The sequence below is a fragment of the Polynucleobacter sp. HIN5 genome, from assembly GCF_030297555.1.
Classification (GTDB): Bacteria; Pseudomonadota; Gammaproteobacteria; order Burkholderiales; family Burkholderiaceae; genus Polynucleobacter.
This window is the reverse complement of sequence record NZ_AP028136.1, coordinates 134,781-147,218: the sequence shown is the minus strand read 5'-3', so window position 1 is coordinate 147,218 and position 12,438 is coordinate 134,781. Positions and strand designations below refer to the sequence as shown.

The window sequence follows — 12,438 nt, the reverse complement described above, 5'->3', positions numbered from 1 at the left end:
TTGGCCATCATTGCTTTAGCGCCACTTTTTGTAACGCACCAGTTACCGGTTGCGCATCCGGCGCCTGTACCACCGTGCGCTCATTCATATCGGGAGTGACGTTCATACTACGCAAGGTCTCACTCACAATGGTTGAGAACACGGGTGCAGCGACTTGCCCACCGTAATAACCACCAGCGGTAGGCTCATCAACCATCACCGCAACCACAATGCGTGGGGCACTAATTGGTGCTAAGCCAACAAAGAATGCGCGGTATTTATTAGAGGCATAGCCCTTGCCCTCAACCTTATGGGAGGTGCCGGTTTTTCCCCCAACCCGAAATCCCTCCGCGCGTGCAGTCGTTGCCGTACCGCCTTGCTCCGTAACGGTCTCCAACATATTGCGCATCTCAATGGCGGACTTGGCCGTAATAATTCGGGTGCCCGGTTTGTAATCTGGGCTACGCATAATTGTGGTGGGCACTAACTCGCCATCGCGAGCAAAAATCGTATAGGCGCGAGCCAACTGAAATAATGAAGTGGAAATTCCATATCCGAAGGACATGCGGGCTTGATCACTTTGGCCCCATTTTTGATAAGGATGTAGGCGCCCTGCCACTGCGCCGGGAAATCCAATGTTCGGGGCTTGGCCAAAACCAACTGCTGCAAATAGATCCCACATCTCACGAGGCTCGAGCTGCAGCGCTAATTTTGCAGTGCCAATATTGCTCGATTTCTGAATCACTTGAGATACTGTCAACATTCCATAGGGATGCGTATCCGTGATCGGCTTGGGACCTACTAATAATTTTTGACCAATGGTCATATTGGTTTCGGGCTGCACCTTACCTTGCTCTAGTGCAAGCGCAACTGGGAAAGGCTTCATGGTTGAGCCCGGCTCAAAGGTATCGGTCAAGACCCGGTTACGCAGCTGCTCACCAGTCAGTGCTTTACGCGAGTTTGGGTTATAACTTGGCCAATTAGCCAATGCCAAAATTTCTCCAGTACGCACATCGAGCACTACCGCGCCGCCGGCCTTGGCACGATGCTTTTCAACGGCACTCTTTAAGGCGTTGTACGCAATGTACTGAATCTTGCTATCGATTGAGAGTTGAAGATCCTGGCCATCCTGTGGAAATTGCAAGATTGAAATGTCATTGACGATTCGACCCAAGCGATCAACTACGACCCGTCGTTTCCCTGGCTGAGCCGCTAGGTCTTTATCACGCGCCAGCTCAATTCCTTCTTGACCACGATCTTCCACGTTCGTAAAGCCAACCACGTGAGCCATCGCCTCACCCTCGGGGTAATGCCGACGGTATTCATTGTTTAATCCAATTCCTGGAATCTCTAAACGACGGATTTGTTGAGCAATCTCGGGGTCAACCTGACGCTTTAAAAATACTTGATTGCGCTCATCAGAAAAACGCTTCTTAATCTCTGCTTCACTCATCTCCAACAACTTAGCGAGTTGAGAAATTTTCTCAGGCGCAAGGTCAGCAGGAATACTGTCGGTATACGCAATCACAGCCTTTGCCTCAAGGCTTGTCGCAATTAACTGACCGTTGCGATCCAAAATTTTTCCACGCGTGGCACGCATCTCAATCTCACGCTGTACGCCCTTGACCGCTTTTGCTTCATAAAACCCATTTCCTGGGCCCTGAATCCAAAATGCACGAATGACCAACGCTACGAATGCAATAAACAGCAAGAACAGCATCAGTCGCGAGCGCCACATCGGCAGTCGCAACACAACGTTTGGAGAGGTCGAGAAGCCTACCGGTTTCATAGGCCTTCCTTGAAGTACAAGGTGCGATCTGGGGTAATCGGACTCATCCGCAATTGGTTGCGAGCCACATCACGAATTCGGGCCGATTTGGAGAGATTGCGCTGCTCAAACTCTAACCTGAGCCATTCTTGATTTAACTTACGTTCTTGTGCTTGAGCACGCTCCAAGGATACAAATAACTTTCTAGTTTTCTGTTGAGACGTAACCAGCGACAATGCGCAAATTAATAACAATGCGAGCAGACTAAGCGTGGCGCGATTCATACGAGAGCGCCTCTTTTCTGCGCAACTCGCATCACCGCTGAACGGGCTCGGGGATTTTCATTAACCTCGGTTAAGCCTGGCTTAACCCGAGTAATGATTTCTAAATCGCCCTGCGGTAAATCTTTTGCTCGTATGGGCAATTCTCGAGGGATGTTCACTTGCGCATGCGCTTGCATGAACTGCTTAACAATACGGTCTTCCAATGAATGAAAACTAATCACTACCAATCGACCGCCAACTTTTAATACGTTTAGAGCGGCGGATAGGCCCTTCTCAAGATCGGCTAATTCTTGATTGATAAAAATCCGAATGGCTTGAAACGTGCGAGTTGCTGGATCCTGTCCTGGCTCACGTGTTTTCACTACGCTTGCAATCAAATCTGCCAAGGCTTTAGTGGTTTGAACAGAATGACCTTCTTCGCGTTGTTTCACAATTGCTCGTGCAATGGACGATGCAAAGCGCTCCTCACCAAAGGTTTTAATTACCTGCGCAATTTCATCGACTGCTGCGCTGGCAAGCCATTCCCGAGCTGAAATTCCGCGCGTCGTATCCATACGCATATCAAGCGGGCCCTCGAACCGAAATGAAAATCCCCGCTCCGGTGTATCGATTTGCGGTGAGCTGATCCCCAAGTCGAGCAACACTGCATCGACCGATGCCCTCTGAATATGCTGCTCGATGTTGGCAAAACTTGAATGAATAATTTGTAGACGTGGATCGCAAAGCGATTGTGCTTTGGCGATGGCTTCGGGATCCTTGTCGAATGCGATAAGCTTGCTCTCCTTGCCAAGCACATCCAATAGTGCTTGCGTATGACCACCTCGACCGAAGGTTCCATCGATTAGTACGGCAGAGTTGGGCTGAAAGGATGGTCCACTGATCATGGCGGTGACTGCCTCGGCCAGTAATACTGGGCGATGGGTGTTGTTCATGGCGCCCGATCATCAAAAGGTAAATTGTTTTAATGCGTCTGGCATGCCCTGCGCAATTGCCGCCTGCTCTTTTGCTGCATACGTGTTTGCATCCCAGATCTCTAGATGCGAACCCATACCCAGCAACATAATTTCACGTTCAATGTTTGCAGCGCTGCGGAGCTCGGGCGTGATCAGAATGCGTCCAGCACTATCTAAATCAATTTCCGCAGCATTGCCCAAGAAGATTCGGCGCCACCAATGTGCGTCCATTGGCAATTGCGCAACCCGAGCCCGAAATGCTTCCCACTCGGGTCTGGGAAATAACAATAAACACCCGTCGGGGTGCTTGGTTAGCGTGACGCGACCTTCGCCCTGCAGCAATAAGGCGTCACGATGCCTTGCCGGCACCGACATACGACCTTTTGCGTCGAGATTGAGAGCTGAAGCGCCTTGAAACAAAATTTACCCCACTTTTTCACACTTCCTCCCACTTTAGAGGAAGCTTCCTACAGGGTCAAGTATTTTTGGGTAAATTTTTAGGAAATTCTCTAGTGATTACAAATACTTAGAGAAGCTTTACAAAATAATCGTAAAATAAAATTATGACCTAAAACAAGTACTTGTAATCTATAGCTAAGATACGTCTTTAGGTATATATGGGGAATGCCCTGAAAAGCCTGTATAAAAGAACAGTAATGCTAGATTTTATAAGCGGTCGTTGTCATGATTTTGGAAATGCCGGCCATGAGCGCGGCAATGGGCCGTGGTAATTCTTGCCCACCAGCAGCCATTGCAGTTGCGCCATGCTCAATTTCATCCATCCGCATCTGCTCCACAATGGCTCGGGAACGAAGGTCGGCCTCAGGAAGCTTCTCAAGATGATCATCCAAGTGCCGCTCCACCTGCTTCTCCGTTTCCGCTACAAATCCTAAGCTCCAACGGTCGCCAGCCAACCCCGCGACCAACCCGATTCCAAAGGCTCCCGCATACCACAATGGATTCAATAGACTGGGGCGAGAGTCCAACTCTTTGAGACGCTCCTCACACCATGCCATGTGATCCATTTCTTCTTTTGCTGCCTGATCCAACAAGGCACGAGTTTCAGGAGTCTTAGCCAGTATTTTTTGAGATTGGTAGAGCGCCTGGGCACAGACCTCACCAACGTGATTGATGCGCATTAAGCCTGCTACATGGGTGCGGTCTTGGGGGTTTAAATCAAGATCTGAAGTGAGCACTTGCTCTTCATTTAATCCTTTTTGAATATTGGCCTTAGGGACCGGCCGGCTGCAATTGGCACCACCGGCAATTGCACGCAACGCAGTATCAAACTCACCAATCAAACGATCAATTGGGCTGTGATTGATAGGGTTTGAACGACTCATACTTGCACTTCAGCCTTGCAACTTTCCTTGGTTTTTAGACCAAGTTCTGCGAGCAATTGGCGATCGGCCAATGCCTCCGGATTACCAGTAGTGAGCAACTGGTCACCATAGAAAATGGAGTTCGCACCTGCCTGAAAACACATCGCTTGCACGGCTTTTCCAAGCTCTTGGCGACCTGCAGATAATCGAACTCGGGCTTGGGGCATCGTAATTCGAGCAACGGCGATGGTGCGCACAAATTCCAAGGGGTCTAATTTGGGTTGATCGGCCAACGGGGTGCCGGCTACCGGCACCAAATGATTGATAGGAACCGATTCTGGGTAAGGATTTAAATTCGCTAGACGTGCAATGAATGCCACGCGCTGCTCTCTGGATTCCCCCATCCCCACAATCCCGCCGCAACATACCGACATTCCAGCATCACGAACATGCTGCAAAGTATCCAAGCGATCCTGGTAGTTGCGGGTCTGAATCACATTCGGATAAAAATCCTCACTGGTGTCTAGATTATGGTTATAAAAATCTAGCCCTGCGTCCCGCAAAGCCTTAGCCTGACTGGCTTCTAGCATTCCAAGTGTTGCGCAAGTCTCAAGCCCTAACTCCTTAACACCCCGAATCATGGCGGCTACTTTTTCAACATCACGATCCTTGGGCTCCCGCCAGGCGGCACCCATACAAAACCGATTGGAGCCAGCCGCTTTAGCTGCCCTCGCAGCCTCTAGCACCTCGTCTAAATCCAAGAGTTTGGTTGCCTTCACGTCTGTGTGATAGCGCGCCGCTTGGGGACAATAGCCGCAATCCTCGGGGCAGCCTCCAGTCTTAATCGATAACAAGGTAGCTAACTCGACATCACCCTCTGGAAAATATTGACGATGCGTTTCTTGGGCCCTAAACATCAACTCGTGAAATGGGAGCTCAAACAATGCTGCGACCTGCTCCAGCGTCCAGTTTGGATAGACGCTAGATGAGCTTGGCTTCACCTGAACCAATGGTGAGATCGTTGGTGATGCTGACATGGTTTTATTGGGATTGGACTCTAAAACCAATAACATACCAGATATGCTGCTTGATTTTGAAATAATCCATACCTGCGCCAATGAATAAACCGGGTCATTCCTTAGATTGGGTCAGTCGAAGCCTTGCTTCGGTTTGGCAACCCTGTACCCAAATGAAAGACCACGAGGCTTATCCATTAATTGCCATTACCTCGGGAAAAGGGGGGTGGCTTTGCGACGATCAAGGACGGCGATTTATTGATGGGATTAGTTCGTGGTGGACCAATTTGTTTGGTCACGCTAATCCGCGTATCAATCAAGCAATCACCGAGCAACTCAACCGTATTGAGCATGTGATGCTCGCTGGGTTTACCCATCAACCAGTGGTGGAACTATCAGAACGTTTAAGTGCACTAACAAATGGTCAGTTAGGCCATGCCTTTTATGCCAGTGACGGTGCATCGGCCGTTGAAATTGCGCTCAAGATGAGCCATCACTTTTGGAAGATTCAGGGGAAACCCAATAAAAAAGAATTTATTTGTTTAGCAAATAGCTATCACGGAGAAACCTTAGGCGCTCTAAGTGTGACCGATGTCTCTATATTTCGCGATGCCTATGGATCACTTCTCAATCCGGTTCATATCGTCATGTCACCCGATTCTCGGGCTGCAACGGACCGAAACTCAAGTGAGGAAATTATTGATTTAGCACTCCAAAATCTTGAGGAGTGTTTAGCCAAACATCATCAAACCATTGCGGCCTTAATCATTGAGCCCCTAGTGCAATGCGCAGGCCAAATGGCGATGCACGCGCCACGATATGTGAAAAGAGCGAAGCAACTATGCGAGCAATATGACGTTCATCTAATTGCCGATGAAATCGCAGTGGGCTGTGGTCGGACAGGCACATTCTTTGCCTGTGAGCAAGCTGGCATTTGGCCAGATCTCATGACCCTATCCAAAGGAATCAGCGCGGGTTATTTGCCCCTGTCCATTTGTTTGAGCACCGATACGATTTACTCCGCCTTTTACAGCGACCGCATATCAGCGACTTTTTTGCATTCCCACTCATACACCGGCAACCCATTGGCGTGTCGAGCTGCACTCGCAGGCTTGGATATTTTTCAAGAGGATGGCGTACTGGAGAAAAATAAAGTTCGCAGTCAATCGATCCAAGAAGCATTCGCATGGGCCCGTGATCACGCATCGATTGAACATGTTCGTCAACAAGGAATGATCTTCGCGTTTGATGTCAATGCAGCTGCGATTTCAAATCCAGGCTCATTCTCGAAAATGATGTTTCAGGAGGGCTTACAAGAGGGGGTGCTGATTCGACCTATTGGTCGCACAGTCTATGTCATACCGCCTTATATTCTTTCTGCCGATGAAATCCAACAGATGGGTCGTGCAATCGAACGAACCTTGCATACTGTTTTGCAAAAGTCCTAATTCCATATTACATATGCCCTTTGCTCTCAATCAAATTGATGCGGAACTAGTAACACTCGATCGCGAGTTACTGCGTCGCTCGATTCGCTCAGTCGATACCCCATGTGGTACTGAGATTCAAATTGGAGGGAAATCATTGCTGGCATTTTGTAGCAATGATTATCTAGGTCTTGCCAATCATCCCGAATTAATTGCAGCCCTATCCGAAGGGGCTAAGCGTTTTGGCACTGGAAGTGGTGCCTCGCATTTAATTAGCGGTCATCATGCGATTCATGATGAGCTCGAAGCAAAATTAGCATTGACTCAAGCTGGCGCCATTCCACATGCCCGCGCTTTATTTTTTTCCACTGGCTATCTTGCGAACATCAGTGCAATTACTGCCCTGAGCCTGATCGGGGAAAAAACAAGTATTTATTCTGCTGCCCTTAATCACGCATCTCTGATTGATGGTATTCGCTTAGCAAAAGCACAGACATCGATCGAAGTGCATGTCTTTAATCACCATCACCTTGCAGAGCTTGAAGAGGTCTTAAGTCATGACACTGCCCCAAACAAACTCATCGTGACCGATGGGGTCTTCAGTATGGATGGTGATCTCGCTCCAGTTCAAGAGCTCTTACGTCTAGCCAATCAATACGATGCACTCCTCATGATTGATGATGCGCATGGATTTGGTGTGCTCGGCAAGCATGGGTACGGAATCTTAGAAGACCAAACGATTTGCTCGGACCGCATTATCTATATTGGCACACTAGGTAAAGCTGCTGGTCTCAATGGTGCCTTTGTCTGCGCCCATGAAAAAATCATCGCATGGCTCATTCAGAAAGCAAGGCCCTATATCTACAGCACAGCCAGCTCACCTGCATTAGCCTTTGCCGTACTGCGCAGTATTGCCCTAATCGAAGGAAATCTTGGACAAGAATTACGGGCTCGTTTACAAGCCAATATTACGCTTTGGAAAAAAGGTTCTACTTTTAACCGTTGGAACCGATTGAAATCGGATACCGCGATTCAGCCCATTGTGGTTGGCAGTAATGAGACTGCCTTACAGCTTGCACGAGCCCTAGATCAATTGGGATATTGGATACCCGCAATTCGTCCGCCCACTGTTCCTAAAGGCATGGCGCGCTTACGGATGACCTTATCAGCCGCACATACTACAGAACAGATTCAGGGGCTCTGCAAGGTGCTATCGGATCTCGAAACCTCTTTGCCAAAATCATGAGCCACTCCTACTTTGTCACCGGTACCGATACTGAGATTGGCAAAACCTTAGTCACCGCTGCGTTGGTTTACAAATTAAATGTGCTCAAGCCAGGTTCAGCATGCGCCTATAAGCCGGTGGTCGCAGGAACTTATCGCAATCATGCTGGCATATCCAGTAATGAGGATTTAGAGACCTATGTGCTAGTCCAAGATCCGGCAATTCCCCAAAGTACGATTTGTCCTTATGTATTAGATACTCCAGCTGCACCTCATCTGGTCGCTGCCGAGCATGGCAAGCACTTAGAACTCGATCGCATGGTGCAAGCTTATCAAACACTACAAACACAAATCGCCCATGTTATTGCCGAAGGTGCTGGTGGATTTCTAACGCCGATCGACGATCGCCATGATCTCTCGAAATTTGCTATGCGTATTCAAGCGCCAGTGATTCTGACCGTGGGAATGCGTTTGGGTTGCATCAATCACACATTGCTGACGGTAGAAGCCATTGAGCAACGCAGCCTCAAACTAGGCGGGTGGGTCGCCAATTGCATCGATCCTCAGATGGCCTATTTAAACGAAAACATTTCAACGCTTCAAAATCGAATCAAGGCGCCCCTATTAGGAAGCATTGCTCATTTACCGCCGAACTTACAGAAAAAAACGAATGCGCCCTATTCAATCGAAGCGATTCAATTTGCTGCTGCTGCAATCAAACTACCCTGATTGACTTTCATCACGCAAGACACGGCGCAGAATCTTACCCACATTATTCTTAGGCAAGCTCTCCCGAAACTCGATTTGTGTTGGGCGCTTGTAGTGCGTCAGCTCACGATTACACACTTCCATAATTTGTTCTTCAGTAATCGCAAGGTCTTCTCGTACTACAAATAACTTGACCGCCTCACCCATCGCACCTTGACGAATGCCAACCACCGCACATTCAAGAACCCCGGGAACTGAGGCAACTACATCTTCGACTTCATTTGGGAAGACATTAAAACCAGCCACCAAAATCATATCTTTCTTACGATCCACAATTCGAAAATAACCAGCCTCATCCATCACACCGATATCACCCGTTCGAAAAAATCCATCTGCACCGAGTACATTCTGTGTTTCGGTTTCTTGTTGCCAATAGCCACGCATGACCTGCGGGCCTCGAATATAGATTTCACCAATCTCGCCAATTGCCAAATCCTTACCCTCTTCATTCCGAATGCACATATCGGTATCGGGCAAGGGTAGGCCGATCGAACCCGTGAACTCCGTTGCCAATGGAGTGTTGCACGATGCAACCGGCGAAGTTTCAGAAAGGCCATACCCCTCGGTAATGACCGTACCGGTTAATTCTTGCCAGCGTTGCGCAACGGAGCGCTGCACTGCCATGCCACCACCAATCGTCAGTGCCCAATGCGAGAAATCTAATTGAGCAAATTTGGGATCGTTCAAAAGAGCAGCAAATAAAGTATTGACTCCCGGAAACATGTTGATCTCCGGAAACTCTTTCAAGATCCCAATTAAATTTTGTAAATCGCGCGCATTTGGGACCAACAAAATTCGGGCGCCCAGGCGCATGCCCAATAGTCCACAGCCCGTGAGGGCAAAGATGTGATACATGGGAAGTGCGCACAGAAAATGCCAAGCGGTAATCGTTTTACGTTGTTCAATCGGTTTTAACCAGGCCTCAATTTGCAATACATTGGCAATTAAATTGCGATGGGTCAATATGGCACCCTTTGAAATTCCGGTGGTTCCACCAGTGTATTGCAACAGCGCAATGTCATCGTGAGATCGATGTGGGCGCTCATAAGTGCGTCTCGCGCCCAGCTCTAAGGCGGCGGTAAATTGAATCGTGCTGACTTGCATTGGCAAGGAATAGGGAATGACCTTACGCTTAAAGGTCCGTATAAAACGATCTAACCATGGTCCTTTCCAACCCAACATCTCAGCAATACTTGTAACCACGGCGTGCTTTAATGCAATTGACCTACCCTCAAGCACAAAGGCATCTTCAAGAGTTTTTCCAAAATGCTCCAAAAGCAAAATTGCCTCAGCCCCGCAATCACTCAGTTGGGCCGCTAACTCACGCGGGGTATACAAGGGATTGATACTCACCACAATGAAACCCGCACGAAGTACGCCATATAGGGCCATCGGGTATTGCGGAATATTGGGCAGCATGATTGCAACCCGTGCACCCTTGGATAGGCCAAGGCTTTGCAAATAACTGGCCAATTGCTTCGATGCCAAATCAATGGCTTCATAAGAAAATTGTTTACCCATGCACCAATACGCGGGTCGCTCCCGATGCATTTCAAATGACTCATCCAGTAAATCCAAAAGTGAGCTGTACCGGTCATAACTCAGATGATGGGGAACGCCCGTTGGGTAGGATGAAAACCAAGGTTTATTTGTAATCATTGGTATTTATTACACTTTTTTAATCGACACGCTATCTTCACACCAAGTGTATCGCTTTGGGCTAATATTGATCTATGCGAATACTCCCCGAAATCCTCGAAGCGACTCCTAGGATTGCTGAAATCCGACGCAATATTCATGCGCATCCTGAACTGCGCTTTGAAGAAAAGCGTACCGCTGAACTCGTTACTCAAGCACTATCTAGTTGGGGTATTGCGGTCTATCAAGGCTTAGGCAAAACAGGAGTAGTAGGTCGCTTAGATGGTGAGCTAGGCCCAGGCAAGATGATTGGCTTACGCGCCGATATGGACGCCCTGCCATTACAGGAAAAAAATACGTTTGAGCACGCCTCGCAAAATCCAGGCAAGATGCACGCCTGCGGTCACGATGGTCATACTGCAATGCTCTTGGGGGCGGCGCAATATCTTGCTAATCATCGCGATTTCAAAGGAACCGTGATTTTTATCTTTCAACCCGCCGAGGAAGGTGGTGCTGGCGCCCAAGAAATGATTGAAGACGGTCTGTTTGAGCAGTTCCCATGCGATGCGGTATTCGGGATGCACAATTGGCCCGGTTTAGAAGAGGGTCATTTTGGGGTTGTAAGCGGCCCCATGATGGCATCCAGCAACGAGTTCGTGATCGATATTCAAGGAAAAGGCGGGCATGCAGCCCTCCCGCACAACAGTGCGGATCCCATTATGGCGGGCGTTCAGATTGCGCAAGCTCTACAAAGCATTATTACTCGTAATAAACGTCCGGTTGATGCTGCGGTGATCTCGATCACACAATTTCATGCCGGAGAAACCAGCAACGTCATTCCCGATACTGCGATGCTGGGCGGAACGGTACGGACATTTACGCTAGAAGTTTTGGATTTAATCGAACAGCGTATGCATGAGATTGCCAATCAAGTGGCCAGCGCCTTTGATTGCAAAGCGAATCTGACCTTCAAACGCAATTACCCACCCCTGATTAACGATGAACAGCAAACCGAGTTTGCCGCTCAGGTCATGAAAGAACTCGTGGGTAACGAACGGGTCAACACCCGAATCGATCCAACCATGGGTGCCGAGGACTTTGCCTTCATGCTTTTAAAAAAACCGGGCTGCTATGTATTTTTGGGCAACGGGGATGGCGATCACCGCGCAACAGGTCATGGCATGGGACCCTGTCATTTGCACAACCCCTCCTATGATTTCAATGATCAAATCATTCCAGTAGGAGTGAACTACTGGGTCCGCTTAGCCCAAACTTTCTTGCGTTAACGGTTCTTAAACTGCGCGGGCCGCTTTTCTAAAAAAGCAGCCATTCCCTCTTTTTGATCCTCAGTACCAAAGCAGGCATGAAATAATCGGCGCTCATACCGAATGCCCTCGCTCAAGGTTGTTTCATAAGCAGCATTCACACTTTCCTTCACCATCATGAGAGTAAGTAGTGGCATCGCGGCAATCGTTTGCGCAATTGCAATTGTTTCAGCCATCAACTGCGCTGCTGGATAAACCCGGGCAACTAAACCACTTCGCTCGGCTTCAGCAGCATCCATCATGCGACCCGTTAAACATAAATCCATCGCCTTCGATTTTGATACTGCACGGGTTAACCGTTGCGTGCCACCCGAGCCCGGAACAATCCCTAATTTGATTTCGGGTTGCGCAAATTTGGCGTTATCGGCAGCAATGATCATGTCACACATCATCGCGAGCTCACAACCACCGCCCAATGCATACCCCGATACCGCAGCAATCACTGGTTTACGAATCTTGCAAATGGTTTCCCAATTACGGCTAATAAAATTATTTCGATACGCTTCCTGAAAATCCAATTTAGCCATCTTGCCAATGTCAGCTCCGGCAGCAAATGCTTTCTCACTCCCAGTAATCACAATGCATGCAATCGTGTCATCGGCATCAAAGCCCAATAATGCAGCGCCCAACTCATCCATTAGCTCGTCATTTAAGGCATTGAGTACCTGTGGGCGATTTAAGGTAATAAGGGCAACTTTTCCCTCAGTCTGAGTCAATATTGTGTTGTATGGCAT

12 protein-coding genes are annotated in these 12,438 nt (G+C 48.5%); 4 read left to right on the top strand and 8 right to left on the bottom strand.

The genetic code is table 11. From position 1 onward, the window contains the following. Positions 1-7: 7 nt before the first annotated feature. The 6 genes from QUE61_RS00825 to bioB all read right to left on the bottom strand — a co-directional run bounded on the left by QUE61_RS00825 (position 8) and on the right by bioB (position 5,343). Positions 8-1,768, bottom strand: coding sequence for a peptidoglycan D,D-transpeptidase FtsI family protein (locus QUE61_RS00825; protein ID WP_286307087.1), 1,761 nt, complete (start codon positions 1,766-1,768; stop codon positions 8-10). Continuing rightward, positions 1,765-2,031: a cell division protein FtsL gene (gene ftsL / locus QUE61_RS00820; RefSeq protein ID WP_286307086.1), complete on the bottom strand. Its 267-nt coding sequence runs from the start codon at positions 2,029-2,031 to the stop codon at positions 1,765-1,767. Before ftsL ends, QUE61_RS00825 begins: the two co-directional genes overlap by 4 nt. After that, on the bottom strand, positions 2,028-2,963 hold the full coding sequence (gene rsmH / locus QUE61_RS00815; RefSeq protein WP_286307085.1) for a 16S rRNA (cytosine(1402)-N(4))-methyltransferase RsmH: 936 nt from the start codon (positions 2,961-2,963) through the stop codon (positions 2,028-2,030). The genes ftsL and rsmH overlap by 4 nt, the downstream gene beginning before the upstream one ends. A 12-nt stretch (positions 2,964-2,975) precedes the next feature. Next, complete coding sequence (gene mraZ, locus QUE61_RS00810) at positions 2,976-3,404, bottom strand: division/cell wall cluster transcriptional repressor MraZ (RefSeq protein WP_286307084.1); 429 nt, start codon at positions 3,402-3,404, stop codon at positions 2,976-2,978. A 239-nt stretch (positions 3,405-3,643) separates the two neighbouring features. Beyond that, a complete protein-coding gene (gene coq7 / locus QUE61_RS00805; RefSeq protein ID WP_458574715.1) occupies positions 3,644-4,327 on the bottom strand; it encodes a 2-polyprenyl-3-methyl-6-methoxy-1,4-benzoquinone monooxygenase in 684 nt (227 codons plus the stop codon). Continuing rightward, the gene (gene bioB, locus QUE61_RS00800) at positions 4,324-5,343 is read right to left on the bottom strand and encodes a biotin synthase BioB (RefSeq protein WP_286307083.1); all 1,020 of its coding nucleotides are present in this window, start codon (positions 5,341-5,343) and stop codon (positions 4,324-4,326) included. The genes coq7 and bioB overlap by 4 nt, the downstream gene beginning before the upstream one ends. Before the next feature lie 80 nt (positions 5,344-5,423). Here bioB and bioA point away from each other — a divergent pair, with 80 nt between their 5' ends. From bioA to bioD, 3 genes are read left to right on the top strand one after another with little or no spacing between them, the layout of a single operon-like run. After that, on the top strand, positions 5,424-6,770 hold the full coding sequence (gene bioA / locus QUE61_RS00795) for an adenosylmethionine--8-amino-7-oxononanoate transaminase (RefSeq protein ID WP_286307082.1): 1,347 nt from the start codon (positions 5,424-5,426) through the stop codon (positions 6,768-6,770). 13 nt (positions 6,771-6,783) lie between these two features. Next, on the top strand, positions 6,784-7,995 hold the full coding sequence (locus tag QUE61_RS00790; protein ID WP_286307081.1) for an aminotransferase class I/II-fold pyridoxal phosphate-dependent enzyme: 1,212 nt from the start codon (positions 6,784-6,786) through the stop codon (positions 7,993-7,995). Then, a complete protein-coding gene (gene bioD / locus QUE61_RS00785) occupies positions 7,992-8,702 on the top strand; it encodes a dethiobiotin synthase (protein ID WP_286307080.1) in 711 nt (236 codons plus the stop codon). Before QUE61_RS00790 ends, bioD begins: the two co-directional genes overlap by 4 nt. On the opposite strand, the gene QUE61_RS00780 is transcribed toward bioD, so the two are convergent. After that, complete coding sequence (locus QUE61_RS00780) at positions 8,694-10,400, bottom strand: AMP-binding protein (protein WP_286307079.1); 1,707 nt, start codon at positions 10,398-10,400, stop codon at positions 8,694-8,696. The genes bioD and QUE61_RS00780 overlap by 9 nt on opposite strands. Positions 10,401-10,474: 74 nt before the next feature. Here QUE61_RS00780 and QUE61_RS00775 point away from each other — a divergent pair, with 74 nt between their 5' ends. Next, on the top strand, positions 10,475-11,665 hold the full coding sequence (locus QUE61_RS00775) for a M20 aminoacylase family protein (protein ID WP_286307078.1): 1,191 nt from the start codon (positions 10,475-10,477) through the stop codon (positions 11,663-11,665). On the opposite strand, the gene QUE61_RS00770 is transcribed toward QUE61_RS00775, so the two are convergent. Beyond that, positions 11,662-12,438: an enoyl-CoA hydratase gene (locus tag QUE61_RS00770; protein ID WP_286307077.1), complete on the bottom strand. Its 777-nt coding sequence runs from the start codon at positions 12,436-12,438 to the stop codon at positions 11,662-11,664. The genes QUE61_RS00775 and QUE61_RS00770 overlap by 4 nt on opposite strands.